Source organism: Streptomyces niveiscabiei (assembly GCF_033794345.1).
GTDB classification, from domain to species: Bacteria; Actinomycetota; Actinomycetes; order Streptomycetales; family Streptomycetaceae; genus Streptomyces; species Streptomyces niveiscabiei.
Genome location: NZ_JARAYJ010000001.1, coordinates 466105 through 492955 on the forward strand (window position 1 = coordinate 466105; position 26851 = coordinate 492955).

The 26851-nt window shown below is 72.5% G+C and carries 21 protein-coding genes; 13 read left to right on the forward strand and 8 right to left on the reverse strand.

All coding sequences use genetic code 11. The annotated features are described in order from the left end of the window. The first annotated feature begins 3 nt into the window (after positions 1 to 3). Both PV682_RS02005 and PV682_RS02010 read left to right on the forward strand, forming a co-directional pair. On the forward strand, positions 4 to 1224 hold the full coding sequence (locus PV682_RS02005) for a cation:proton antiporter (RefSeq protein ID WP_319723260.1): 1221 nt from the start codon (positions 4 to 6) through the stop codon (positions 1222 to 1224). Between the two features lie 482 nt (positions 1225 to 1706). Next, entirely contained in the window at positions 1707 to 3197 is a 1491-nt protein-coding gene (locus PV682_RS02010) for a hypothetical protein (protein ID WP_319723262.1), read from the forward strand. A 21-nt stretch (positions 3198 to 3218) separates the two neighbouring features. On the opposite strand, the gene PV682_RS02015 is transcribed toward PV682_RS02010, so the two are convergent. Then, entirely contained in the window at positions 3219 to 3617 is a 399-nt protein-coding gene (locus PV682_RS02015; protein ID WP_055718776.1) for a pyrophosphohydrolase domain-containing protein, read from the reverse strand. Between the two features lie 89 nt (positions 3618 to 3706). Here PV682_RS02015 and PV682_RS02020 point away from each other — a divergent pair, with 89 nt between their 5' ends. After that, positions 3707 to 4705 carry a TAXI family TRAP transporter solute-binding subunit gene (locus tag PV682_RS02020; RefSeq protein ID WP_319723265.1) on the forward strand — a complete coding sequence of 333 codons (999 nt, stop codon included), beginning with the start codon at positions 3707 to 3709 and terminating at the stop codon, positions 4703 to 4705. A 1-nt stretch (position 4706) separates the two neighbouring features. Here PV682_RS02020 and PV682_RS02025 read toward each other — a convergent pair whose 3' ends face one another. Further along, positions 4707 to 6107 (reverse strand): sensor histidine kinase, encoded by a 1401-nt coding sequence (locus PV682_RS02025; RefSeq protein WP_319723267.1) that lies wholly within the window; start codon positions 6105 to 6107, stop codon positions 4707 to 4709. Positions 6108 to 6116: 9 nt separating this feature from the next. Continuing rightward, positions 6117 to 6803 (reverse strand): response regulator transcription factor, encoded by a 687-nt coding sequence (locus PV682_RS02030; protein WP_112475980.1) that lies wholly within the window; start codon positions 6801 to 6803, stop codon positions 6117 to 6119. A gap of 311 nt (positions 6804 to 7114) precedes the next feature. Between PV682_RS02030 and PV682_RS02035 the strand changes: the two genes are divergently transcribed. From PV682_RS02035 to PV682_RS02070, 8 genes are all read left to right on the forward strand, one after another. Then, positions 7115 to 7891 (forward strand): amino acid ABC transporter ATP-binding protein, encoded by a 777-nt coding sequence (locus PV682_RS02035; RefSeq protein WP_319723270.1) that lies wholly within the window; start codon positions 7115 to 7117, stop codon positions 7889 to 7891. Positions 7892 to 7946: 55 nt separating this feature from the next. Then, entirely contained in the window at positions 7947 to 8795 is an 849-nt protein-coding gene (locus tag PV682_RS02040; protein ID WP_319723272.1) for a glutamate ABC transporter substrate-binding protein, read from the forward strand. Positions 8796 to 8906: 111 nt separating this feature from the next. Beyond that, positions 8907 to 9572: an amino acid ABC transporter permease gene (locus tag PV682_RS02045; RefSeq protein ID WP_319723275.1), complete on the forward strand. Its 666-nt coding sequence runs from the start codon at positions 8907 to 8909 to the stop codon at positions 9570 to 9572. Continuing rightward, positions 9569 to 10480: an amino acid ABC transporter permease gene (locus tag PV682_RS02050; RefSeq protein ID WP_319723277.1), complete on the forward strand. Its 912-nt coding sequence runs from the start codon at positions 9569 to 9571 to the stop codon at positions 10478 to 10480. The genes PV682_RS02045 and PV682_RS02050 overlap by 4 nt, the downstream gene beginning before the upstream one ends. A 175-nt stretch (positions 10481 to 10655) precedes the next feature. Beyond that, entirely contained in the window at positions 10656 to 12245 is a 1590-nt protein-coding gene (locus PV682_RS02055) for an FAD-dependent monooxygenase (RefSeq protein ID WP_319723279.1), read from the forward strand. Positions 12246 to 12454: 209 nt separating this feature from the next. Next, positions 12455 to 12502 (forward strand): hypothetical protein, encoded by a 48-nt coding sequence (locus PV682_RS44255; RefSeq protein WP_331454204.1) that lies wholly within the window; start codon positions 12455 to 12457, stop codon positions 12500 to 12502. A 55-nt stretch (positions 12503 to 12557) separates the two neighbouring features. Continuing rightward, positions 12558 to 13091 (forward strand): cupin domain-containing protein, encoded by a 534-nt coding sequence (locus PV682_RS02065; RefSeq protein WP_319723283.1) that lies wholly within the window; start codon positions 12558 to 12560, stop codon positions 13089 to 13091. Beyond that, positions 13088 to 13525: a rhodanese-like domain-containing protein gene (locus tag PV682_RS02070; protein WP_319723285.1), complete on the forward strand. Its 438-nt coding sequence runs from the start codon at positions 13088 to 13090 to the stop codon at positions 13523 to 13525. Before PV682_RS02065 ends, PV682_RS02070 begins: the two co-directional genes overlap by 4 nt. Positions 13526 to 13612: 87 nt before the next feature. Here PV682_RS02070 and PV682_RS02075 read toward each other — a convergent pair whose 3' ends face one another. From PV682_RS02075 to PV682_RS02095, 5 genes are all read right to left on the reverse strand, one after another. Further along, positions 13613 to 16138 carry an ABC transporter permease gene (locus tag PV682_RS02075; protein WP_319723287.1) on the reverse strand — a complete coding sequence of 842 codons (2526 nt, stop codon included), beginning with the start codon at positions 16136 to 16138 and terminating at the stop codon, positions 13613 to 13615. A 534-nt stretch (positions 16139 to 16672) separates the two neighbouring features. Beyond that, positions 16673 to 17584, reverse strand: coding sequence for a recombination regulator RecX (recX, locus tag PV682_RS02080; protein ID WP_319723289.1), 912 nt, complete (start codon positions 17582 to 17584; stop codon positions 16673 to 16675). Positions 17585 to 17590: 6 nt separating this feature from the next. Further along, positions 17591 to 18727: a recombinase RecA gene (gene recA / locus PV682_RS02085; protein WP_319723291.1), complete on the reverse strand. Its 1137-nt coding sequence runs from the start codon at positions 18725 to 18727 to the stop codon at positions 17591 to 17593. Between the two features lie 499 nt (positions 18728 to 19226). Further along, a complete protein-coding gene (locus tag PV682_RS02090) occupies positions 19227 to 20486 on the reverse strand; it encodes an AI-2E family transporter (protein WP_319723293.1) in 1260 nt (419 codons plus the stop codon). A 60-nt stretch (positions 20487 to 20546) separates the two neighbouring features. Continuing rightward, positions 20547 to 20741 carry a DUF3046 domain-containing protein gene (locus PV682_RS02095; protein WP_055725352.1) on the reverse strand — a complete coding sequence of 65 codons (195 nt, stop codon included), beginning with the start codon at positions 20739 to 20741 and terminating at the stop codon, positions 20547 to 20549. A gap of 79 nt (positions 20742 to 20820) precedes the next feature. Here PV682_RS02095 and PV682_RS02100 point away from each other — a divergent pair, with 79 nt between their 5' ends. Then, on the forward strand, positions 20821 to 21750 hold the full coding sequence (locus PV682_RS02100; RefSeq protein ID WP_319723296.1) for a hypothetical protein: 930 nt from the start codon (positions 20821 to 20823) through the stop codon (positions 21748 to 21750). Between the two features lie 65 nt (positions 21751 to 21815). Continuing rightward, complete coding sequence (locus PV682_RS02105) at positions 21816 to 26801, forward strand: ATP-dependent helicase (RefSeq protein WP_319723297.1); 4986 nt, start codon at positions 21816 to 21818, stop codon at positions 26799 to 26801. Positions 26802 to 26851: the final 50 nt, after the last annotated feature.

A 26851-nucleotide genomic window follows, 5' to 3' on the forward strand; every position in this document is an offset into this window, starting at 1 on the left:
CGAGTGCACTCCGCGGTTCTGCTCATCGAGTTCGGCTCGATCATCCTCGGCCTCGGACTGCTCGGGCGGGTCGCCGCCCGGTTCCAGTTCTCGCCGATCCCGCTGTACCTGCTGGCCGGTCTCGCCTTCGGTGAGGGCGGGCTGCTGCCGCTCGGCGCGAGCGAGGAGTTCGTCGCGACCGGCGCCGAGATCGGGGTCATCCTCCTGCTGCTGATGCTCGGCCTGGAGTACACGGCCAGCGATCTCGTCTCCAACCTCAAGTCGCACTATCCCGCCGGGCTGGTGGACTTCTGCCTCAACGCGCTCCCGGGCGCGGCTGCCGCACTGCTGCTGGGCTGGGGGCCGGTCGCGGCCGTGGTCCTCGCGGGCGTCACCTGGATCTCGTCGTCCGGGGTGATCGCGAAGGTGCTCGGCGATCTGGGGCGGGTCGGCAACCGCGAGACGCCGGTGATCCTCAGCATCCTCGTGCTGGAGGATCTGGCGATGGCGGTCTACCTGCCGATCGTCACCGCGCTGGTCGCGGGCGCCGGGCTGCTGTCGGGCTCGCTGACGCTGGCGATCGCGCTCGGTGTCGCGGGGCTCGTGCTGTTCGTCGCGCTGCGGTACGGGCGGCTGATCTCGCGGTTCGTCTCCAGCGACGACCCGGAGAAGCTGCTGCTCGTGGTGCTGGGGCTGACGATCCTGGTGGCCGGTGTGGCGCAGGAGCTCCAGGTGTCGGCGGCGGTCGGCGCGTTCCTGGTGGGCATCGCGCTCTCCGGTGAGGTCGCCGAGGGCGCCCACACGCTGCTGAGCCCGCTGCGGGATCTGTTCGCCGCCGTGTTCTTCGTCTTCTTCGGGCTGCACACGGACCCGGCGAGCATCCCGCCCGTGCTGCTGCCCGCGCTCGCGCTGGCCGTCGTCACGGCCTGCACGAAGGTCGCCACCGGCTACTGGGCCGCCCGGCGCGCGGGCATCTCCGTCCGGGGCCGCTGGCGCACCGGCGGCACGCTGGTGGCGCGCGGTGAGTTCTCCATCGTCATCGCGGGCCTCGCGGTGACGGCCGGCATCGAGCCCGACCTCGGCCCGCTGGCCACCGCCTACGTCCTCCTGCTGGTCATCCTCGGCCCGCTGACCGCCCGTTACACCGAACCCCTGGCCACCCGCTGGGCCCTGCGCCGGGCGAACGCCAAGGCGGCGGAACAGGTGCCCCTGACGGAGAAGGCGGAGAAGCAGGAGCAGACCTGAGGTCCTGCCCCGGCCGGACGGCCCTCGGTGTGGCGCGCTGCGGGCGCCGCGCCGGGGGCCGACTGCTTGAAGGGGCCGGCCGGCCACGCGAAGGAGTCGGCCGACTGTTTGAAGGGGCCGACTGGCCGCTCGGAGAGAACCGGCCGCGCGCCCGAGGCCAACCGCGTGAGGGACACCGCGCTCCGGTACGCCGCCTCGCCTCCCACACTCGCCCCGGCTCCGAACTCCCCTCCCCCGAAGCCGAGTTGACGCCCACCCCGACAACTTCCCCCACACCGCCAGGAAGCCCCCGAGAACGCCTCCGGCATGACACAGGTCACACCCTGATGTGATCAAACCGTGGAACCTCCGTGTGGTTGTCGTGGCATGCTCGTGGCCCGTTACCGGCGAGTAGGCACCCGCGCCCCGCCGGTCGGTCTCTCCCACCCCTTTCACCTCCAGGACTGACGTTGCGCCGACGCACGAGGCCCTACCGCGCCTTCATGCCCGCTTTAGCCGCGAGCGCCCTGCTCCTCGCGGCGGGCTGCTCCTCCGCCCCGCAGAACGACCGCTCCGCCGCTGCCGACGAGCAGATCGTCGCGGACCTGTCGACGGCCGCCCCGGACGACGCCCCGCTCGCCGTAGCCGCCGCACCCGACGACGCCCCCACGGCCACCGCCCGCCCCGGCGGCGGGTCCGACGGGAAGGCGAAGGCCAGCACGCTGAGCGTCGCGTCGTACGACAGCAGGACCGGACGAGCCGTCATTTCCTCCAACGGGGGCAAGGCGACCGAAAGTTCCCCATCGCCCACAAATTCCCCGAGCACTTCGAAACCGGCCGAAAACACGGAGTCTCCGCAACCCCCGGCCGACCCGGCATCCCCCTCCGCGTCGACCCCGTCGACCGCCTCCCCGGAGCCTTCGCAGTCGGCCCCCGCCGAGTCCGCCCCGTCCCGGACCACCGCCGTCGGTGACGTCATCGCCAGCGCCCCCGCGCCCGGCGCGCCGAACGGCCTGCTCGCCAAGGTCACGAAGGTGATCGGCGAGACGGCGAAGGGCACGGAGGTCGAGACCGAACCGGCCCAGCTGAACGCCCTGCTGGCCGACGAGACCGCGAAGGGCAGCGTGCCCGTCGCCCCGTCCGCGTTCCAGATCGACAAGCTGCTCCCCGACGTCGACATCTCCTGGTCGAAGACCAAGGACGTGCACATCGGCCCGAAGGGCGCGACCGTCCCGCTCGGCAGCCTGCGGCTCGACGTGAGCGCCGCGCTGCCGACGATCGGCGACGACTCCGCGTCGGCCTCCGCGTCCGTCTCGGGCTTCGTCCAGGTCGCCCCGCAGGTCGACTTCACGTACGGCGGCGAGGGCGCCGCCGCCTCCCCGCTCTCGGCGTACCTCGGCGTCTCCGGCGACTGGTCCTCGGGCTGGGCCCTGAGGGGCCGCGCAGCCGCCGCGACCGCGCAGCGCATCCCCTTCGCCAAGCTGCACGCCGATCCGGTGCTCCAGGTCGGCCCGGTCCCCGTCGTCGTCAACCTTGACTTGACCTGCTACGTCCAGATCACCAGCGACGGCAAGGTCACGGTCGACGTCGAGCAGAGCGTCGAGGGCGACTTCAAGGCGGGCGGGACCTTCGGCCCGGCCCAGGGCTGGACGCCGGTCAACTCGTCGACGGTGACGAGTACTCCGGTGCGTACGTCCGTGACGGCCGCGGGCTCCGTCAAGGCCGCCCTGGGCGCGGAGGCGAGCGTCGGCCTCTACGGGGCCGTGGGCGTCGTCGCCGACCTCGCGCCGTTCGTCCGCGGCGAGGCCCAGGGCTCCATCACCGGCACGGACGGCGACTTCGAGGCGAAGGGCGCCTGGGCGCTGTACGGCGGCATCGACCTGACCGGCACCCTGCGGCTCCAGCTGTCCGTCTTCGGCACCCCGCTGTTCAAGCGGGACATCCCGCTCGGGGCGCTGCACCGGGAGTGGAAGCTGGCGGGCTCACCGGCGTGACTCCCGGGGGCGGGGGCCGCCCTACCGCGGCTCCCACCCCTGGCGCCGCAACACCCCCGCCACGTCCGGCGCTTCGTAGTGCTCCCCCTTGAGCACCTTCCCGTCCGCCCTCCGGGCGATCTCCCCGCCGGGCCCGACCTTGGTCATGTTGGACCGGTGGATCTCGGCGAGCACGGCGTCCAGGTCGATGCCGTGCACGAGCGCCGTCCCGTAGGCGACGTACACGACGTCCGCCAGTTCGTGCGCCAGCTTGTCGAGCGGCCCGCCGACGGACACCTCGGCGACTTCCGCGGCCTCCTCGGCGAGCAGTTCCCCGCGGTGCGCGGCCAGCGCGGGAGAGACCTCGACGGGCGTACTGCGGGCGTCGAGCCCGAAGGCTCGGTGGAACTCACGGACCAGTTCAGCGGGCGACGAACTCATGCACCGACTGTAACGGCACCCACTGACAGCGCCCCCCTCCCACGGTCCCCACCCTGGTCAGCGCCCGTCCCGCCTGGCAGGATCGCGCCATGCCCAAGCTGTTCGCCCGTATCGGCAAGCGTCACGCGCTCGAAGGCGCGGCGGCCGGCGTCGTCGTACTCGGGCTGCTGCTGTGGTGGCTGCTGCCGCTGGGGGACGGCCCGCCGTCCGGGTCGGTCAGGTTCACCACCGGCAACCAGGTCGGCGTCTACTACCAGTACGCCGATCTCCTGAAGGGCGAGCTGTCCAAGGACATGCCGGGCCTGAAGGTGGACCTGCTCCAGAGCAACGGTTCGCAGGAGAACGTCCAACTCGTGGCCGACGACGGCGCACAGTTCGCGATCGCCGCCGCCGACGCCGTCGCGCAGTACGACGGCAGGTACGAGGGCGGCTCGGGCGAACTGCGCGCGGTGGCGCGCCTGTACGACGACTACCTCCAGCTGATCGTGCCGTCCGGTTCGGACGTCAGGACGGTCGCCGACCTGAAGGGCAAGCGCGTCGGCACGGGACTCCCCAACTCCGGCGTACGGCTCATGGCGGACGCGGTCCTGGCGGCGGCCGGCGTCACCTCGAAGGACTTCACGGCCATGCCCGAAGGCATCGACACCGGGCCGCAGGACCTCAAGGACGGCAGGATCGACGCGTTCTTCTGGTCCGGTGGAGTGCCGACGAACGGTCTCAAGACGCTAGAGAACGAACCCTCGAAGTTTCGTTTCGTACCCATACCGCCGTCCCTCGTCTCCGAAATGCACAAAAAGGGTGGCCCGGCCGTCTACTACCGGTCCACCAACATGCCCGGGGACGCGTACCCGAAGCTCCAGCACAGCCAGCCCGTGCCGACGGTCGCCGTCGCCAACCTCCTGATCACGCGCACGGACACCGATGACCGCCTGGTCGAGTGGTTCACGAAGACCGTCATCAAGAGTCGCGACACGATCGGCCACAACGTCCACTCCGCGCAGCTCGTGGACCTGAGGACGGCCATCTACACCGACCCCCTCGACCTGCACGACGGCGCCCGCCGCTACTACCGCTCGGTGAAGCCGTAGGTCAGGACGCCGACGTCCGGGGCACCCGCACCGTCACCGTCAGCCCGTGCGGCTCGTGCGATCCGTACGAGATCGTCGCCCCGCCCGCCGCGAGCAACGCGCGGGAGATCGACAGCCCGAGCCCCGAGCCCTTGATGTTCTGATGCCGCCCGCTGCGCCAGAAACGGTCACCCACGCGCGCGAGTTCGTCGTCCGTGAGGCCGGGCCCGTTGTCGGTGACGACGACGGTCGCGGCGGTCCCGTCGACGGCGACCGTCACCTCGACCTTCTCACCCTCAGGGGTGAACTTGACGGCGTTGTCGATGACGGCGTCCAGCGCGCTGGACAGGGCGACGGGGTCGGCCCACGCGGTGGTGGCCGGACAGTCCCCGCGCAGGATCACCCCTTTGGCCTCGGCGGTGGGCGCCCACGCGGCGACGCGTTCGGCGGCGAGCGTGCCGACGTCCGTGATCCTCAGGTCGGCCTCGGAGTGCTCGGCGAGGGCGAGGTCGAGGAGGTCGTCGAGGACCTGCGCGAGGCGCTTGCCCTCGCTCTGGACGGAGGCGATCTCCTGGTTGCCCTCGGGAAGTTCGTACGACAGCAGTTCGATCCGCAGAAGCAGCGCGGCGAGCGGGTTGCGGAGCTGGTGCGAGGCGTCGGCGACAAAAGCCCTCTGCTGCTCCAGGACGTCCTCGACGGTGTCGGCCATCTCGTTGAACGACCGGGCCAGTCTGCGGAGCTCTGGAGGGCCTCCAGAGGCCGCCACGCGGGACTTGAGCCGACCGCTGGCGATCGCGTGGGTGGTCGTGTCGAGGATCGCGACCGGCTTGAGCACCCACCCCGTCAGCCGCAGGGCCGCCCCGATCGCGAGCAGCAGCGCGGCGACCTCACCCGCGCCGATGATCAGCCAGCCGCGCAGGATGCGTGACCGCAGCGCCCCGGTGGGCGAGTCGGTGACGACGACCGCGACCACGTCGCCGTCCCGGATGACCGGCGACGCCACGACCAGCCGGCCACGGTCCCAGGGCCACACCTGCTCGGGGTCGTGACTACGCCGACTGAGCAATGCCTCGTCGAACGCCTTGCGTACCTCGGAGTCCCTCGCCCCCAGATTCCAGCCGGGCGAGGCGACGGCCATGGCCGCACCTCCGCGGACGAAGACACCGGCATAAATGCCGTAGACGCCGTAGTAGCTCTGGAGCTCCCGCTCCAGCGTCTTCTCCCGCTCGCTCTCGGTGGTCGACACGTCCTCCGTCACCGTCACGAACTGCGCGAGCGCCGCGAACCGCGCGGTGTCGTCGATCCGGTCGACGACCACCTTCTGCTGCTGCGCGCCCGCGAGGCTGACGGCCAGCGGGACGCCGAAGGCGAGCAGGACGGCCGCCATGAGGACGATGAGCAGCGGCAGCAGCCGAGTACGCACGCGCGCCCGCTAGACGGCCGGCGCGACGAGCCGGTAGCCCACGCCGCGTACGGTCTCGATCAGCGCCGGCATGCGCAGCTTGGCCCGCAGCGAGGCGACGTGGACCTCCAGAGTGCGCCCGGTGCCCTCCCAGCTCGTGCGCCACACCTCGCTGATGATCTGCTCGCGGCGGAACACCACACCCGGCCGCTGGGCCAGAAGGGCTAGCAGATCGAACTCCTTTCGGGTGAGCTGGACGACCGTCCCGTCCACGGTGACGCGGCGGGTCGGCAGCTCGATGTGGACGGGGCCGAGCACCAGGGCGGTGTCGGCGGCCGGGGCGCCCTCGTCGTGGACGGTGCGCCGGCTGACGGCGTGGATGCGCGCGAGCAGCTCGCCGGTGTCGTACGGCTTCACGACGTAGTCGTCGGCGCCCAGGTTGAGGCCGTGGATGCGGGAGCGCACGTCGGAGCGGGCGGTGACCATGATGACCGGGGTGGCGGTGCGCTTGCGGATCTTGCCGCACACCTCGTAGCCGTCCTGGTCGGGCAGTCCCAGGTCGAGCAGGACGACGCCGAACCCTGGCCCCTCGGGGACGAGCGCCTGGAGGGCCTCCTCGCCGCTGCGCGCGTGCGTGACGTCGAAACCGTGCCTCCTGAGGACCGCGGACAGGGCCGCGGCGACGTGATTGTCGTCCTCGACGAGCAGCAGTCTCATTCCGGCCTCCCCCAGTTCATTCGGTCGTTGCGCCGGGCCCCTGGGAACGAACCGGAGCCCCGGGTGCGAAAACGCGCCACCACGCGCGCGTGCACCACCGAAGTCACGCTGATGGACGACGACGCCGTCAAGCAGGTTCCGGTTGCGCACCCCTTCCGTTATCCGGCCGATACGCGCTCCCACTACCGGGCCACTACACGTGTCCGATTGCTATCGGATCGTGATGCTCAGATTCACCTCAGATGTAATGACGCTGGTCGTGACTGGTTACTACTGTCCTCGAAACCCGAGGAGGACGGAGTCAGAGAGCGATGACCGAAGTATCGGTGGCCAAGCAGGACGCGGCCTCGACCGACGAGCTGGTCGTCCTGAAGAGCGTGAACAAGCACTTCGGTGCGTTGCACGTGCTCCAGGACATCGATCTGACCATCGCGCGCGGTGAGGTCGTCGTCGTCATCGGACCCTCAGGGTCCGGTAAGTCCACCCTGTGCCGCACGATCAACCGTCTGGAGACGATCGACGAGGGCACGATCACGATCGACGGGAAGGCGCTGCCCCAGGAGGGCAAGGAGCTGGCCCGGCTGCGTGCCGACGTCGGCATGGTCTTCCAGTCGTTCAACCTGTTCGCGCACAAGACCGTGCTCGAGAACGTGACGCTGGGACAGGTCAAGGTCCGCAAGGCCGACAAGAAGGCGGCCGAGGAGAAGGCCAGGGCGCTCCTGGACCGCGTCGGAGTGGGTACCCAGGCGGACAAGTACCCCGCGCAGCTCTCGGGCGGCCAGCAGCAGCGTGTGGCCATCGCACGGGCGCTCGCGATGGACCCGAAGGTGATGCTCTTCGACGAGCCGACCTCCGCGCTGGACCCCGAGATGATCAACGAGGTCCTGGAGGTCATGCAGCAGCTCGCGCGGGACGGCATGACGATGATCGTCGTCACCCACGAGATGGGCTTCGCCCGCTCGGCCGCCAACCGCGTGGTGTTCATGGCGGACGGCCGCATCGTCGAGCAGGCTGCGCCCGACCAGTTCTTCAGCAACCCGCGCAGCGACCGCGCGAAGGACTTCCTGTCCAAGATCCTGCACCACTGACGGCCGCACCCGCACCGCCGGACCAGCACCCCTTCGTACTCCAAAAGGACGCACCATGAAGCTTCGCAAGGTCACCGCCGCCTCGGCCGCCGTTCTCGCCCTCTCCCTCGCCGCGACCGCCTGCGGCAGCGACAAGAAGGACGACGATTCCAGCTCCTCCGCCGGCGGGGGCGGCAACAAGATCAAGATCGGCATCAAGTACGACCAGCCCGGCCTCGGCCTGAAGAAGCCCGACGGCTCCTTCGCGGGCTTCGACGTGGACGTCGCCACGTACGTGGCGAAGGAGCTGGGGTACCAGCCGAACCAGATCCAGTTCGTCGAGACGAAGAGCGCCGACCGCGAGAGCGCCCTTGAGCGCGGGGACGTCAAGTTCATCGCGGCGACGTACTCGATCAACGACAAGCGCAAGGCGAAGGTCGACTTCGCGGGGCCGTACCTGCTGGCCCACCAGGACCTACTGGTCAAGGCCGACTCGAACATCTCCAAGGGCACGGACCTCAACGGCAAGAAGCTGTGTTCCGTGGCCGGCTCGACCTCGGCGCAGAACGTCCAGGAGTCGATCGCGCCGAAGGCGAACCTCCGAGAGTACAGCTCCTACTCGGAGTGCCTGTCCGGCCTCCAGGGCGGCGCCGTGGACGCGCTGACCACCGACGACTCGATCCTCGCCGGTTACGCCTCCCAGGCCCAGTACAAGGGCAAGTTCAAGCTCGCGGGCCTCAAGCTCAGCAACGAGAACTACGGCATCGGCGTCAAGAAGGGCGACACCGCGACCGTCGACAAGATCAACAAGGCGCTGGAGAAGATGGTCTCCGACGGCTCCTGGCAGAAGGCTGTCGACGCCAACTTCGGCCCGGCGGGCTACAAGAACGAGCCGGCCCCGAAGATCGGCAACATCGTCAAGTAGCCGCGGGCCAGTCCCCGAAAGGTTCCCGAGGCGTGCCGTCGTCCGTCGCGATCACGGCGGCGGCGCGCCGCGCCCTGCACATAGGCCATCCACCCGGAAGCGCGGGAGATCGTGTTCGACTTTCTTGAAGGTTACGACGTCCTAGGGGCGTTCTGGATGACGGTGAAGCTCACCGCGCTCTCCGCTGTGGGCTCCCTGGTCTGGGGCACCCTGCTGGCCGCGATGCGGGTCAGCCCGGTTCCGTTGATGCGCGGGTTCGGCACCGCGTACGTGAACCTCGTCCGGAACATCCCCCTGACGGTCATCATCCTGTTCTGCTCGGCGGGTCTCGCCGACGTCTTCGGTGTGACCCTGGGCGCCGAGAACTTCAAGATCCAGGGATTCCGGCTCGCCGTCCTCGGTCTCGTCGCCTACACAGCGGCGTTCGTCTGCGAGGCCCTGCGCTCAGGCATCAACACGGTCCCGATGGGCCAAGCGGAGGCTGCCCGCGCCATCGGCCTGAGCTTCACGCAGACCCTGTCACTGGTCATCCTGCCGCAGGCGTTCCGCGCGGTCATCGGCCCACTGGCCAATGTCCTGATCGCACTAACCAAGAACACCACCGTGGCGGCGGCGATCGGCGTCGCCGAGGCGGCCTACCTGATGAAGACGATGATCGAGAACGAGGCGCAGACGCTGCTCATCGGCGCGGTCTTCGCGTTCGGCTTCGTGGTACTGACCCTGCCGACCGGCCTCTTCCTCGGCTGGCTCAGCAAGCGACTGGCGGTGAAGCGATGAGCTCGGTCCTGTACGACACACCCGGCCCCCGCGCGCGGGTGCGCAACATCGTCCTCTCGGTGGTCTTCGCCGCCCTGCTCGCCCTGCTCGTGTGGTGGGTGTGGCAGAAGTTGGACGCCAAGGAGCTGCTGACGTCCGCCCAGTGGAGTCCTTTCACCGAGTCGGACGCCTGGACGACGTACCTCTTGCCCGGCCTCGGAGACACACTGAAGGCCGCCGCGCTCGCCATGCTGATCGCCCTCCCGCTGGGCGCCGTCCTCGGCATCGCCCGCCTCTCCGACCACCTCACGGTGCGCGCGGTGTCCGGGACGATCGTCGAGTTCTTCCGGGCCATCCCGGTACTGCTGCTGATCCTGTTCGCCAACCAGTTCTTCGCCAACTCGACGGACATCACGAGCGAGGACCGGCCGCTGTACGCCGTCGTGACGGGCCTGGTGCTCTACAACGCGGCCGTGCTCGCCGAGATCGTCCGTGCGGGCATCCTGGCCCTTCCCAAGGGCCAGACGGAGGCCGCCTACGCCATCGGGCTGCGCAAGGGCCAGACGATGAGCAGCATCCTGCTCCCGCAGGCCGTGACGGCGATGCTGCCGGCGATCGTCAGTCAGCTCGTCGTCATCGTGAAGGACACGGCGCTGGGCGGTGTGATGATCGGCTTCACCGAGCTGCTCAACTCACGCAGCACGCTGGCGGCCAACTACGCCAACCCGATCCCGAGCTTCATCGTGGTCGCGGCCATGTACATCGTCCTGAACTTCATCCTGACCAGCTTCGCGAGCTGGCTGGAGAAGCGCCTGCGGCGCAGCAAGCGCAGCACGGGCGCGGTGCTGGATCCCGACTCGGCCGCCATCGACGGCACGTTCGGCACGGGCGCGGGCGGCAGCGTCATGGCCGGCGGCACAGGGGTCTGACACCCCCTCACATCGCTTGACCTGTACGGAGGCAGTGGCGTGCGCGCCGCTGCCTCCGTCACTTGACGCAAGCAGCGGCAATGGGTTGCATACGTTCTGTGATCGCGCACCCTGCTCCCACCTCGAATTCACTTACGTCCCTGAGGGCACCGTCGCGGGCAGGGGGCGGCCTTCAGTGGACCCGGTGATCATCGTCGGAGCGGGGCCCGTGGGGCTCACGCTCGCCCTGGCGCTGGCGCGTCAGGAGGTGCCGTCGGTCGTGCTGGACGAGGGCCCGGGCAAGGACGAGCCGAGGCTCGCGCGCACGGTCGTCCTGCGCGAGGACACGGCCGCGTTGATGGAGCGGCTGACCGGCGCCCCGCTCGACGGGCTGCGCTGGACGGGCTGGCGGTCGCTGCGGCGCAAGCAGGTGATGCGCGAGGTCACGTTCGACGACACGGAACCGGCCCCCCTGCACATCGCGCAGCACGTCCTCACGCGCGCGCTGCGCGCCGCCCTCGCGCGCGAGCGCCTGGTGAAACTGTCGGTGGACAGCAGACTGGACACGGTCGAACAGGAACCCTCCGGCGTCACCGCGCACACGCGCGGGCCGAAGGGCACGTGGTGGCGGGGCAGTTACCTGGTCGGCTGCGACGGCCCCCGCTCCACGGTCCGCAAACTCCAGGACATCCGCTTCCCCGGCCGCACGGCGGTCGAGCGACACGCCGTGGCCGCGCTGCGGGCGGAACTTCCGTGGGAGGGCCAGTCGTTGCTCCATCGGATGCCGCCGTGGCGGACGTCCGGACCGTCGGCCGGGGAGGTCACCGCCCGCCCCCTCCCGGACGGCGTCTGGCGCCTGGACTGGCTGCTCCCGCCCGGCAAGGACCTGGTCACGCCCGAGCTGCTGGTGGCGCGTGTGCGCGAGACGCTCACCGGCTGGAACGGCGGGGCGACGCCGCCGTACGAGCTGCTCGACACCGGCGTCCACACGGTGCACCACCGGCTCGCGCGGCGCTGGCGCGTGGGGCGTGTCTTCCTCGCCGGGGACGCGGCGCACCTGCTGGGCGCGTTCGGCACGCACGGCCTCGACGAGGGCCTCAGGGACGCCGACAATCTCGCCTGGAAGCTCGCGGCGGCCTGGCACCACGGCCCGCGCGAGGCGCTGCTCGACAGCTACCAGGCGGAGCGCCGTGCGGCCGTCTCCGCGCGCCTGCGCGCCGCCGACCAGACGCTGCCGCTGCTGCGCGGCGGCGGGGGCCTGCGCGCGTACGTCCCCGGCTCCGCCCGGGGGCACGACGCGCTGCTGTCCGACGGCCACCTCGGCCGGGGCCCGCTCGGCGCGCCGGGCGACCACGCGGACTCCCCGCTCGCGCCCCGGCACCTGGCCGCCGAGGTGCCGGTGGACACCCCGCCGGGCGCCCAGGTCACCGACGTACGGGTGACCGCCGAGGACGGCTCCTTCGTCCGCCTGCGCGACCGCCTCGGCCGGGGCGCCCTGCTCGCCGTGCTGATCGCGCCGGGTACGGGCGTGTGGGAGCGCAAGCACTGGGTGGGCGCCGGCATCATGCCCCGCCTCGCCGCCGCCGTCACCGCGCTGCCGTACCCGGCGGAGCTGCTCGTCGCCGAGAGCTATCCGGGGGCCGCGCCCCACACGGTGCTGCTGATCCGCCCCGACGGGCATCTGGTGGCCGCGCTGAACGGCGTACGGCCAGCGGACCTGTACGCGGCGGCGGAGACAGCAGTGGGAGGGGCGGCGCGGGAGGAGGCGGAAGCGGGGGTGCAGTGAACGTGAGAGGGGGCGGCATGCGGTGGGGTGGTGTCACCCGCGCGCGGGAGCGCGATTCCGGTCCGATCATCGCCAGTCGTATCGTCGGACGAAATCGCTGCTCACTCCCTCTCTGTCCGCATGGTGACAGCCAGTTGACCGCCCCGTACGGCCATGGTCTACTCCGGATCGTGACCGACACCTGCGTGCACCTGTGGCGGAGGGTCCACATGGACCTCGTCCGCTACGCGGGCTGCGTGTGTCGCTCCTCCTGCTGATTCGCATCCCCTCACGCGCGCGTACGGCGCGCTCCCCGCGAACCTCACCAGGACGGTGTCCGTGTCTGTCGCCCCTTCCCTCCCCACGTCCGCCCGCGTCCCCACCCAGGCCGATCTCCTGGACTTCGTACGGCGCACCGCCACCGACGCCGAGCTGATCGCGTCCCTCCCGCTCGACCCCGAGGGCCGCACCTGGATCCGTCTCGAAGGGCCCGCCGGCAGCGAGGCGTGGCTCATCGGCTGGCCGCCCGGCACCGGCACCGGCTGGCACGACCACGCCGACTCGGTGGGCGCCTTCCTGACCGCCCGGGGCACGCTCAAGGAGAACTCCCTCGCGGCCCGCCTCCCCACCGACGGCTGGAAGACCCTGGAGCTGTCGGAGGACGTCGACCGGAAACGCGCCCTGTCCGCCGGAGAGGGCCGCGCGTTCGGCCGCCACCACATCCACGAGGTCCTCAACGAGTCCCCCGACCGGCACGCGGTCTCCGTCCACGCGTACTACCCGCCGCTCCCCCGCATCCGCCGCTACAGCCGCTCCGGGCAGGTGCTGCGCCTGGAGCAGGTGGAGCGGCCGGAGGACTGGCAGTGAGCGCGCGCCAGACGGACGACACGGACGGCCGCGGCGGTGCCCCTGGCGAGCCCCCCGTGGGAATCGACGCCCTGTTGGAACAGACACGCGCCACGTACGCGCGCGTGGAGGCGCGGGAGGCGTACGAGGCCACCCGCGCGGGAGACGCACTGCTCGTCGACATCCGGTACGCCGCCCTGCGCGAGCGCGACGGGCTGATCCCCGGCGCCCTGGTCGTCGAGCGCAACGAGCTGGAGTGGCGGCTCGACCCCCAGGGCAGCCACCGCGCCCCCGAGGCGACCGGACACGACCTGCGGGTCGTCGTGATCTGCAACGAGGGCTACGCCTCCAGCCTCGCCGCCGCCTCCCTGCACCGGCTCGGCCTGCACCGCGCGACCGACCTGGTGGGCGGGTTCCAGGCGTGGCGGGCGGCGGGGCTGCCGGTCACGCGATAGCGGGGCCGAGGCGGGCGCGACAATATGCCCGCCTCCACCGCACCGTCGCACCGCCTCCTCCACCACCGCCCCCCTGCCCCGGCCTCCCTACTCCCTCGCCGTCACCACCGTCACCGCCCGCACCCGCAGCGCCACCCTCCCCGGCACCGCGGTCGCCACGAGCGCGAGCAACCCGGCCACGGCGACGACGGTGACGTACACGAGCGGCGCGACCGCCGGCGCGGCACGCCCCGTCATCCCGACGCTGAACGCGGTCAGGACCGCGAGGGCGATACCGCTGCCGAGCGCGGTCGCGAGGAGCAGGGTCGACAGGGCCTCGGTGCGCAGCATCCGCAGCACCTGGCGCCGCGTCGCCCCGGCGAGCCGCAGCAGCGCGAACTCCCGGACCCGCTCCGAGACCGACATGCCGAGCGTGTTGACGACGGCGATGGCGGTGAAGGCCAGGACCAGCCCCATCGCGAACAGGTTGACCTCGGCGTTCTCCTGCTGCCTGGCCGCCCGGACCGAGTCCGCGGCGTCCGGGGAAAGAATTCGGAGATCCGGGAACTCACGGAGTGTAGTCGCGAGTTCTCTGTGTGTACGGCTGGTGCTGAGGAGGAGGGAGGCGGACAGGGGGTTGTCGACGTGGCGTACGACGAGGTCGTGCGCGAGGGTGAGGTCTCCGAAGCCGAGGCCCCTGGAGTAGACGGCGGCGACGGTGAGCGTGGCGGGCGTTCCGTCGCCGAGGGTCAGCTTCAGGGGGGAGCCGGGTGCCAGGCCGAGCTGGTCCGCGGCCAGTTCGCTGACGGCGACCGTGTTCCCGGTGAGCCGGTCGAGGGAGCCCGCGGTGACATCGGGGTCCCAGGTGCGGGCGAGACCGGCCTGGGTGACACCCTGCGCCGGGTACTTGTCGAGGCCGACGCGGACGGTGGTGCGGACGACCTCGGTCACGGCGTCACCGGACGCGCGCAGCCGCTGGGCGACCGGGGCAGGGACGCCGGGTCCCGTCGAGTCGACGACCCAGTCGGCGCGCACCCCCTCGCGGACCTCGGCACGGGCGGCGTCACCGAGGGTGGGCTGGACGAACAGGACGGTGCAGGTCATGCCGACGAGCAGGGTGAGAGGGGTGACGACGGAGGCCGTGCGGACGGCGTTGCCCCGCAGGTTGGCGGTGGCGAGCCGGCCGCCGTGACCGGTGAGCCGCAGGGGGCCGGACAGGAGCAGCGTGGCCGCTCCGACGAGGAGCGGGCCGAGGAGGGCGACGGAAGTGGACAGGACGATGACGGCGAGGAAGGTCACGGGCGTCGCGGCGGGCTCGGTGCGCAGTACGCCGAGTACGGCGACGAGGGCTCCGCCGCCCGCGAGCAGCAGCAGACCGGCGGCGAGCCGCCCCCACGCGGGGCGGGCGGGTTCGGCCACGGCCTCGGTGAGCGCCTCGACGGGCCGGATCCGGACGACCCGCCGGGAGGCGACCCGCGCGGCGGCCCAGGCGCCCAGCAGGGTCACGGCGACGGCGGCGAGCGGCGGGAAGACGCTGCCGGTGTGCTCCAGCGTGGCGGGTACGGCGCCCAGGTCGACGAACCGTCCGTGCAGCAGGCTCCCCAGCGGCAGCCCGGCGACCGCGCCCGCCGCCCCGGCGACCGCCCCGACGAGCAGCGCCTCCCGCCCGAGCAGCCGGCGGATCTGCCCCGAGGTCGCGGCGACGGCGCGCAGCAGGGCGAGTTCCCGGTGCCGTTGCTGCACCGACAGCCCGAAGGTCCCGACGACCACGAGCACGGCCACGAGCAGCGAGGTCCCGCCCATCGCCCCGCCCATGCTGATCAGCCGGACCCGCGCGGCAGCGGCGTCCAGGAACTCGACGGGACCGCGCGTGTCCCCGGCGGTGACCTGCGCGGCCGTACCGTCCAGGGCCCGTGCGACCGCCCGCTTCAGCTCGCCGGGGTCGGTCCCCTCGGCGGGGAGCACGCCGAACGCGGTGACCTGTCCAGGGTGCGCGGCCAACCTGCGGGCCTCGCCGGCGGAGAAGAAGAGGGACGTCTGGTGGCGCACGCCGGTCGCCGCCACGATGCCGCTGATCCGGTAGGTGCGCGGGGCCTGCGTCGACTGCACGGTGAGCCGGTCGCCGACCGTCAGCCGCGCCCGCGCCGCGAGGCCGCTGTCGACGACGAGATCGCCGGCGCCCCGGGGAGCGGCCCCGTCGACGAGGCGGTACGGCGTCAGCGCGGCGGAGTGCCAGGCGTGGCCGTAGGAGGGCGGGCCGGGGTCGTGGCCGGGTGTCGAGGGGACGGCGAGGAAGGTGAGTTCGGGGACGACGCGGGCGACGCCGGGGACGGCGGCGATCCGCTGTTCCAGTTCCTCGGGCAGCCAGGCGCGCTCGGCGATGGGTTTGGCCTTGTGCTTGACCTTGGTCTTGCCGTTCTTGCGCTGGACGGTGGTCCGGTGGACGTTCTGGTCACCGGAGACCAGGACGGGTGTCGCCGCGTACCGCTCGGTGCGGATCGCGCCGCGCAGTCCCGTCTCCAGGAGCGTGCCGCAGGCGGTGACGAGCGCGGAGGCGCACATCAGGGCGAGGAAGGCCCCGAGGAAGCCGGCCTTGCGGGCGCGGACCGTCTTGAGTGCGTAACGCAGCATCATGAGGGCGGGCTCTCTTCTGTTGTGAGGGGAGTCGACGGCACGCGTCCACACTCGCCCTCACCCACCGGCCCGTGCACTGCGGCGATCAGGCGTCTTCGCACGGGGGTTACCCCCACCCGTAATGGGAAGGGCGGCGCGGCCTGTCCGCCTGTCCACGAACACCAGCCCTCGGTGGAGACCGGCCGCTCCAGGAGAGCCGCCTGTTCCCAGGCAGCACACCGAGCCCGGCCCGGACACGATCGGCGCCCCCGCGCGTCCACCCTGCCCGGAGCCGGCCGCTCCGATGCCCCCGCCTCGGCGGTCACCGGCCCGGGACCACCGATCCCGGCGCCACGTACCGACCGCCGCCCCCACGACTGCACCCCCGCCCCAGCAGGACAACGCTCCACCGGTGCCCGGGGGCACGCACTCCCGCCGAAGACCTCGGGACACCGCCCTGCTGCCGGTGACGCCCCCTCGCATCACGCGTCGCCCCGAAGCCGTCACGCCGGGCCGCCGGGGCGGGAAGCCCCTGACCCGGACGGTGCCCCCGCCTCAGAACTCCCCGTCCAGGAAGTCGGTCTCCTCCCCCTCCTCCTCCAGCGCCTGTCTGACGATCCTGAGGGCCATGCCTTCGGAGTAGCCCTTGCGGGCAAGCATCCCCGCGAGTCGACGGACCCGCTTGTCCCGGTCGAGCCCCCGCGTGGCGCGCAACTTGCGGGCGACGAGGTCCCGGGCGGTCGTCTCCTCCTGTTCGGAGTCGAGCTGGGAGACCGCCTCGTCGATCAGCGTGGAGTCGACGCCCTTGGTGCGCAGTTCCCGGGCCAGGGCGCGCCGGGCCAGGCCCCGGCCATGGTGCCGGGACTCCACCCAGGCGTCCGCGAAGGCGCCGTCGTCGATCAGCCCGACCTCCTCGAACCGGGAGAGCACCTCCTCGGCCACCTCGTCCGGGATCTCCCGCTTGCGCAGGGCGTCCGCGAGCTGTTTGCGGGTGCGCGGGGTCCCGGTGAGCAGGCGCAGACAGATCGCCCGCGCCCGCTCAGCCGGGTCCCCTGAAGGCTGCTCCTTCTCGGCCCTCGACGAGTCGGAAACGCCTTCCCCCTCGGTGGACCGCCCGCTGGACGGTTCCCCGAAGCCGTTGCGGCGACGGCCGCGCCCGCCGCGCGGACCACCCCCGCCGGTCCTGCCACGCCCCGCGCGGGCGCCCCGCCCGCCGGGCTCCCCGTCACCGCCCCGGTCGTCGCCCCAGGGGGGAGCACCGAGCAGGTCGGCATCCGCGTACGAGCCGCTTCCCCGCCGGCCGCAGCCCGCGGCGGAGTCGTCCCCGAGCCGGTCGCCGTCGTACGGGCCCTGCGCCGACCGGCCGGTACCGCCCCGCCGGTCCTGGCCGGGGTCGGTGTCCCGCGCCCCCGGGCCCCGGAAGGCGTCGGGGTCGAAGGGGTCGGCCCAGTCGGTTCGTCGTGTCACGGAGGATCAGCTCTTGGCCGCCGCGGCCTTGGTCTTGGCGGCCTTGGCTGCGGGAGCGGGGACCGTCTTGGACGCGTCGTCCGCGCCGCCGGCCGCGGAGGCGGAGGTCGCGGCGTCCGCCGCGGGCTCGGCCGCTGCCGTCTCCGGGCGGACTCCGACGCCCAGCTTCTCCTTGATCTTCTTCTCGATCTCGTTGGCGAGGTCGGGGTTGTCCTTCAGGAAGTTGCGGGCGTTCTCCTTGCCCTGGCCGAGCTGGTCGCCCTCGTACGTGTACCAGGCGCCGGCCTTGCGGACGAAGCCGTGCTCCACGCCCATGTCGATCAGGCCGCCCTCGCGGCTGATGCCCTGGCCGTAGAGGATGTCGAACTCGGCCTGCTTGAAGGGCGGCGCGACCTTGTTCTTGACGACCTTGACGCGGGTGCGGTTGCCGACCGCCTCGGTGCCGTCCTTCAGGGTCTCGATCCGGCGGATGTCCATCCGCACCGAGGCGTAGAACTTCAGCGCGCGGCCACCGGTCGTGGTCTCCGGGGAGCCGAACATCACGCCGATCTTCTCGCGGAGCTGGTTGATGAAGATGGCGGTGGTCTTGGACTGGTTGAGCGCGCTGGTGATCTTCCGCAGCGCCTGGCTCATCAGCCGGGCCTGGAGGCCGACGTGGCTGTCGCCCATCTCGCCCTCGATCTCCGCACGCGGCACGAGCGCGGCGACGGAGTCGATGACGATCAGGTCGAGAGCGCCGGAGCGGACCAGCATGTCCACGATCTCCAGCGCCTGCTCGCCGTTGTCCGGCTGGGAGAGGATCAGGTTGTCGACGTCGACGCCGAGCTTGCGCGCGTACTCGGGGTCGAGGGCGTGCTCCGCGTCCACGAAGGCCACCTGGCCGCCGGCCCGCTGCGCGTTGGCCACGGCGTGCAGTGTCAGGGTCGTCTTGCCGGAGGACTCCGGGCCGTACACCTCCACCACACGGCCGCGCGGGATGCCGCCGACGCCGAGCGCGACGTCCAGCGCGGTCGATCCCGTGGAGATGACCTCGATGGGTTCGTTCGGCCGCTCGCCCATGCGCATGACCGCGCCCTTGCCGAACTGCCGTTCAATCTGTGCGAGCGCGGCGTCCAACGCCTTCTCGCGGTCCGTGCCTGCCATGGGTTCCACCCGGTTTGCTTGAGTCGATCGCTTCACGTCAAAGACGCTAACGCCTGCCACTGACAACGCGCCTCGACGCCGGTCCAGCCTGTGGATAACTAGGTCACTTACACACCCAGACTCGGGCAAAACACCCTCGTACATCCCCACCGAACGCCTCGCCGGTGCCCCCATCAGAATGGATGTTCGATTTCCATGTCAAGCGCACCACACAGCTTCCCGACCGTACGCCCCCACCCTCCACACCGATGGCCTCTGCCACGCACCAGAAGAAGCACAACCACGGTGACACCCCGAAAAACACCGAAACCCCCGCCGGGGGAAAGCCGCCAACGGCGGGAAGGGGACGGTCCGGGGGGTGTCCGCCCGCAGCGGCCGGCGCCACCACGGCCCACCCCACAAGAAACAGCACCGCCGGCCCGAGGACGGACACCCCCCGGACCGGCACCGACCCACACACCGACATCAGGCGCACCCCACGGCGGCACAGCCGAAGCGACTACCCGCGCCCACCCCGCGCACGCACACGCGCACCGACTCGCCTCCACACTTCCCGCAGCCCCCCGCCACCCCCACCTCGCGCCTCCTCCCGCCGAGGCCGCCCCAGCACCCGAGGATCATCGGTGACGTCGTACCGCTTCACATACGCCCCCAGGAACGCCTGAAGCGTCGCGACGGCGGGGATGGAGATCAGCGCCCCCACGGCCCCCAGCAGCGCGGTCCCGGCGATGACGGACCCGAAGGCGACGGCGGGATGGATGTCCACGGTCCGGGACGTCAGCTTCGGCTGGAGCATGTAGTTCTCGAACTGCTGATACACGACGACGAACACCAGCACCCACAGCGCGTACCAGGGATCGACGGTGAACGCGATCAGCATGGGCAGCGCGCCCGCGAGGTACGTCCCGAGTGTGGGGATGAACTGCGAGACGACACCGACCCACAGCCCCAGCACGGGCGCGTAGGGGATCTCCAGGACCTGGAGCAGGACGTAGTGCGCGATCCCGGAGATCAGCGCCATCAGCCCGCGCGAGTAGAGGTACCCCCCGGTCTTGTCGACGGCGATCTCCCACGCGCGCAGCACCTCGGCCTGCTTCGCCGGCGGCAGCACGGAGCACAGCCCCCGCCGCAGCCGGGGCCCGTCGGCGGCGAAGTAGAACGAGAACAGGGCGATCGTCAGCAGCTGGAAGAGCCCGCCGAGCACCTGCGCGGAGACGTCGAGCACCCCGGCGGCGCTGTTCTGCGCGTACTTCTTCAGCCACTCGGAGTGCAGCAGCCCTTCCTGGATGTCGACCCGTCTCAGCTCGGTGTGGAACGAGGTGTTGATCCAGTTGATGACGGAGTCGAGGTACTGCGGGAACCCGTCGACCATCTTGACGATCTGCCCGGCGAGCATCGACCCGAGGAGCGTGATGAACCCGGCGACGGCGATCAGCAGCCCGAGGAAGACCAGGAAGGTCGCCAGGCCCCGGCGCATCCCGTAGGACGCCATCCAGCTGACCGCGGGTTCGACGGCGAGCGCCAGGAAGAACGCGATGAGGATGTTGATCAGCAGCCCGAGGAGCTGGTGGAACGCCCACGTACCCAGCTGGAACAGGCCGATGAGCGCCAGCGCGAGCACCATCGCGCGCGGCAGCCACCGCGGCATGCGCTCCCCGGCCGCCCCACCGCCGTCGGCCGGCGGCGACGCGGGCGGCGACGCAGCGCCGGGCGATGGTGTCTGCGGGGCGAGCTGCCCGGTCTCCTCAGTCGGTGCCACGGCCCAAGTCTCGCCCACTCCACCGGTATTCCGGCACTCCCCCGCGATCTTCGCCGGGGATCACCGCTTCTCGTGCGGAACGTTCATCACCGAGCACACCACCCGCCACACGTCCTTCGCCTCCCAGCCGTCGGTCAGCGCCTCGTGCACCGTCCGCCCGCCCAGCTCCGTCATCACGTGATCGCGCGCGAAGGTCTCGGAGTACCCCGTACCGAAGTGCTCCGCCATCCGCTCCCAGAAGACCGTCAACCGCATGCCCTCAGTATCCCGCCCCTCGGGTACACCCTTGCCCGTACGCCCGCGCGGGCAGCGCTTTCCACCCTACGGTCGCGGCATGCCCGAACCAGGAGCCTCCCCCCTGCCCCAGACGCCCCCGGCGCGCTCCCCGCTCGCGCGCGCGGAGCGCTTCATGTGGCTCAACGCGCGCGTGCTGGAGCAGCGTCTGTTCGCCCACCACTTCCTGGGCGCCTCCGCCGACCCCGCGGAGACCGCGCTCGACGCCTACCGCACCGCGGACGGCGGGTACGGCCACGCCCTGGAGCCCGACCTGCGCGGGCCTATCGGCCAGCCCCCGCACGCGGTGTACGCGCTGCGGGTCCTGGACGCGCTCGGGCGCTGCGGCGGCCGGCGGGTGGAGCAGCTGTGCCGCCATCTGACGGCTGTGTCGTCCCCGGACGGCGCCCTCCCGGCCGTCCTGCCCTCCCAGCGCGGCTATCCGGCCGCGCCGTCGGCCCCGATCGCGGACGTCCCGGCCGGCGACCTGCTGACGACCGGCCCCGTCACGGGCCTCCTGCACCGCAACGACGTCTGGCACGCCTGGCTGTTCCGGGCCACCGACTTCTGCTGGCAGGCGGTGGAGTCCCTGCGGACCCCCGATCCGTACGAGGTGCAGGCCGCCGTCGCCTTCCTGGACTCCGTCCCCGATCGCTCCCGCGCGCAGGCCACCGCCGACCGCCTGGGCCGTCTGGTGCGCGAGCGGCATCTGGCCGTCCTGGCCCCGGAGAGCCCGGAGGCGTGCCTCGCGCCCGCCGAGCGGCACTTCCCCCACGACTTCGCCCCCGTTCCGCACTCCGTCGCGCGCGCGTGGTTCACCGACGCCGAGATGTCCCGTTCCCTGGACCTCCTCGCGGCAGGCCAGCAGTCCGACGGCGGCTGGCCGCCCCGCCGTCCCCGGTGGACCCCGTCCGCCGCCCTGGAGGCCCGGGCGATGGCGACGATCGACGCCCTCCGCACCCTGAGGTCGTACGGCCGCCCCCTCGGCTGAACCCGCCGCCGGCCCTGTATCCACAGGTCAGCCCGATTGTCAGTGGCGAGGTGCAGGATGGACGCATGGTCAGTTCCGCACACCGAGCCCTGGACGGCTTCTCCCCCGCGACCCGCAGCTGGTTCACGGGGGCGTTCTCGGCACCCACCGAGGCCCAGGCGGGCGCGTGGCGGGCCATCCGGGAGGGTTCGGACGTGCTGGTGGTCGCCCCGACGGGCTCGGGCAAGACGCTGGCCGCGTTCCTTGCGGCGCTGGACGGCCTGGCGTCCACGCCCCCGCCGGCGGACCCGAAGAAGCGCTGCCGGGTGCTGTACGTCTCGCCGCTGAAGGCCCTCGCGGTGGACGTGGAGCGCAACCTCCGCAGCCCGCTGACCGGCATCCGCCAGGAGTCCGCGCGCCTCGGCCTGCCCGAGCCGGAGGTCAAGGTCGGGATCCGCTCCGGCGACACCCCGCCCGCGGAGCGCCGGGCTCTGGCGACGCGCCCGCCGGACATCCTGATCACGACCCCGGAGTCCCTGTTCCTGATGCTGACGTCGGCCACGCGCGACGCGCTGACGGGCGTGGAGACGGTCATCCTGGACGAGGTCCACGCGGTGGCGGGCACGAAGCGGGGCGCGCACCTGGCGCTGACCCTGGAGCGGCTGGACGCCCTGCTGCCGAGGCCCGCCCGCAGGATCGGCCTGTCGGCGACGGTCCGCCCGGTGGACGAGATCGCCCGCTACCTCGCCCCGCGCGGGAAGGCCGAGATCGTCCAGCCGAGGTCGGCGAAGGAGTTCGACCTGTCGGTGGTCGTCCCGGTGGAGGACCTGGGCGAGCTGGGCGGCTCCCCGGTGGACGACGCGCAGGCGGAGCGCCCCTCGATCTGGCCGCATGTGGAGGAGCGGATCGCGGACCTCGTGCAGGCGCACCGCTCGACGATCGTGTTCGCGAACTCCCGGCGCCTCGCGGAGCGCCTGTGCAACCGGCTGAACGAGATCGCCTACGAGCGGGCGACGGGCGAGCCGCTGGCGGAGCATCACTCACCGGCCGAGCTGATGGGCGGCTCGGGCGCGGCCCAGGGCGCCCCGCCGGTCATCGCGCGGGCGCACCACGGCTCGGTCTCCAAGGAGCAGCGCGCGCTGGTCGAGGAGGACCTGAAGGCGGGCCGGCTGCCCGCGGTGGTCGCGACGTCCAGCCTGGAGCTGGGCATCGACATGGGCGCGGTGGACCTGGTGGTCCAGGTGGAGTCGCCACCCTCGGTGGCCTCCGGCCTCCAGCGCGTGGGCCGGGCGGGGCACCAGGTGGGCGCGGTGTCGACCGGTGTGGTCTTCCCGAAGTACCGGGGCGACCTGGTCCAGGCGGCGGTGGTCACCGAGCGCATGCGCGAGGGCGCCATCGAGTCCCTGCGGGTGCCCGCGAACCCGCTGGACGTGCTGGCGCAGCAGCTGGTCGCGATGGTGTCGATGGACACCTGGCAGGTCGACGACCTGCTGGCGGCCGTGCGGCGCGCGGCCCCCTTCGCGTCGCTCCCGGAGTCGGCGTTCACGGCGACCCTGGACATGCTGGCGGGCCGCTACCCGTCGGACGCGTTCGCGGAACTGCGCCCGCGCGTGGTGTGGGACCGCGTGGCCGGGACGGTCACCGGCAGGCCGGGCGCCCAGCGCCTCGCCGTCACCTCGGGCGGCACGATCCCCGACCGCGGCCTGTTCGGCGTCTTCCTCGCGGGTTCCGACCCGAAGAAGGGCGGCGGCCGGGTCGGCGAGCTGGACGAGGAGATGGTCTACGAGTCGCGCGTGGGCGACGTCTTCACGCTCGGTACGAGTTCCTGGCGCATCGAGGACATCACCCGCGACCGCGTCCTGGTCTCCCCGGCCCCCGGTGTGCCGGGCCGGCTGCCGTTCTGGAAGGGCGACCAGCTGGGCCGCCCGCTGGAGCTCGGGCGCGCGGTGGGCGCGTTCCTGCGCGAGGTCGGTGCGCTGCCGCGGGAGGACGCCCGGCTGCGCCTGCTCGCGGCGGGCCTGGACGCGTGGGCCGCCGACAACGTCCTGTCGTACCTCGCCGAACAGCGCGAGGCCTGCGGCCATGTCCCGGACGACCGGACGATCGTCGTGGAGCGTTTCCGGGACGAGCTGGGCGACTGGCGCGTGGTCGTCCACTCCCCGTTCGGCGCCCAGGTGCACGCCCCGTGGGCGCTCGCCCTGGGAGCCCGGCTCGCCGAGCGGTACGGCATGGACGCGCAGGTGATGCACGCGGACGACGGCATCGTGCTGCGCCTGCCGGACGCCGACCTGATGGGCCTGGACCTCCTCGACCGGGAGCCCCTGAAGGCGGGCACCGAGTACGACGCCGACCAGGCGCCCGTGGGCGCGCAGGACGTCGTCTTCGACAAGGGCGAGGTCGACCAGGTCGTCACCGACCAGGTCGGCGGCTCGGCGCTGTTCGCGTCCCGGTTCCGGGAGTGCGCCGCCCGCGCGCTGCTGCTGCCGCGCCGCGCCCCCGGCCGGCGCACCCCGCTGTGGCAGCAGCGCCAGCGCGCGGCGCAACTGCTCCAGGTGGCGAGCGAGTTCGGGTCGTTCCCGATCGTCCTGGAAGCGGTCCGCGAGTGCCTCCAGGACGTCTTCGACGTCCCCGGCCTCGTCGAGCTGATGGGCGACCTGGAGTCCCGCAAGGTGCGCCTGGTCGAGGTCACCACTCCGGAGCCGTCCCCCTTCGCGCGCAGTCTGCTGTTCGGCTACGTCGCCCAGTTCCTGTACGAGGGGGACTCGCCGCTCGCCGAGCGCCGTGCCGCCGCGCTGTCCCTGGACTCGCGGCTGCTGGCGGAACTGCTCGGCCAGGCGGAGCTGCGCGAGCTGCTGGACGCCGAGGTGCTGGCCGAACTGGAGCGCGAGCTCCAGTGGCTGACCGAGGAGCGGCGCCTCAGGGACGCCGAAGGGGTCGCCGACGCGCTGCGTGTCCTCGGCCCGCTCACCGACGCCGACCTCGCGCGGCGCGGCGCCGACCCGCGCTGGGCCCAGGAGCTGGCCGCAGCACGGCGCGCGATTCGGGTGCGCGTGGCGGGCGTCGACCAGTGGGCGGCGATCGAGGACGCGGGCCGCCTGCGCGACGCGCTGGGCACAGCCCTGCCGGTCGGTGTGCCGGAGGCGTTCACCGAGCCCGTCAAGGACCCCTTGGGCGACCTGCTGGCCCGTCACTCGCGCACGCACGGCCCGTTCACGTCCGCCGCGGCGGCCACCCGCTTCGGCCTCGGCACGGCCGTCACCGACGGCGCGCTCCAGCGGCTCGCGGCGAGCGGGCGCGTCGTCCAGGGCGAGTTCCACCCGGCGGGCATCGGCCAGGAGTGGTGCGACGCGACGGTCCTGCGGCGCCTGCGCCGGCGCTCCCTCGCGGCGCTGCGCCAGGAGCTGGAGCCGGTCCCGCCGGCCGCGCTCGCCCAGTTCCTGCCCCAGTGGCAGCACGTCGGCGCCGGCCACGCCCTGCGGGGCACCGACGGCCTGGTCCGCGCGGTCGAGCAGCTCCAGGGGGCCTCCGTACCCGCCTCGGCGCTGGAGAAGCTGGTGCTGCCCTCGCGCGTGCGCGACTACTCCCCGGCGATGCTCGACGAACTCACCGCCGCCGGGGAGATCGTCTGGGCGGGCGCGGGCGCGCTCCCCGGCAAGGACGGCTGGATCTCCCTCTACCTGGCGGACGCGGCCCCGCTGCTCCTGCCTCCGCCGCACCCCCTGGAGCCGACCGCGCTGCACGAGTCGGTCCTGACGGCCCTCTCCGGCGGCTACGGCCTGTTCTTCCGCCAGATCGCCGACCAGGTCCGCGCCACCACCCACCCGGACGCCACCGACCCACAGCTCGCCGACGCACTCTGGGACCTCGCCTGGTCCGGACGCCTCACCAACGACACCCTCGCCCCGATGCGCGCGCTGCTCGGCTCGGGCCGTACGGCGGGCTCGACGGCCCACCGCGCGCGGCGTGCGGTCCCGCGCGGGCGCTACGGCTCCCTCACCGCCGCCGCTCGCCCCGCCTCGCGCGGCGGCCCTCCGACCGTGGCCGGCCGCTGGTCCCTGCTTCCGGCGGCCGAGGGCGACCCGACCGTTCGCGCGCACGCGCTGGCCCGCACCCTCCTCGACCGGCACGGCGTGGTCACCCGGGGCGCGGTCGCCGCCGAGGGCGTCGAGGGCGGCTTCTCCGCGACATACCGCGTGCTGTCGGCCTTCGAGGACAGCGGCCAGGCCCGCCGGGGGTACGTCGTGGAGGGCCTCGGCGCCGCCCAGTTCGCCATGGACGGCGCCGTCGACCGTCTGCGCGCGGTGGCGGGCGCCCGCGACCGCGACGAGTCCCTCCCTGCCCCGGCGACCCCGGCCGACTACGGCTTCCCGGCGAGCGCCACACGCGGCATCAGACCGACCCCGGACGACACCCCACCCAGCCCTGCCGGCACCCCGACGCCGGCCCACGGCACGCCCTACGGCCACCCCGCGGACCCGCGCCACGCGACGCCGGACCACACCACCCCGTACGCCCCCGACCACGACGGCGCCCCCGGCTTCCCCGACCTCGACTGGAGCACCCCCGCCCCTGCCGAGGCCCTCGACTTCGCCTCCCCCGACACCGGCACCTCCCGGGGCCCCCGGCGCCCCACCCCGGTCCTGGCGTACGCGCAAGGGCGCCCTCACCGTCGTACACCGCCCTCCCGAGCCGTCGTCCTGGCGGCGGCCGACCCGGCGAACGCGTACGGGGCCGCGCTCGGCTGGCCCGAGCCGCCCACCGGCGCGGGGCACAAGCCGGGGCGGAAGGCGGGCTCGCTGGTGGTGCTGGTCGGCGGGGAGCTGACGCTGTACATGGAGCGCGGCGGGAAGACACTCCTGGCGTGGCCGAGCACCCCGGACGACGCCCCCAGGGACGACCCCCGCCTCCGCGAAGCGGCACAGGCCCTCGCCGAGGCCGCCCGCGCGGGCTCGCTCGGCACGGTCACCGTGGAACGCATCAACGGCGCCCAGGCCCTCACGTCCCCTTTCGGCGCCCTCCTGGAAGAGGCAGGCTTCATCGCAACCCCGCGCGGCCTGCGCCTACGCGCATGACGCCCCCCACGCGCACCAGGCCGCTCCCCCAGCCCCGCTGCACCCCCGCA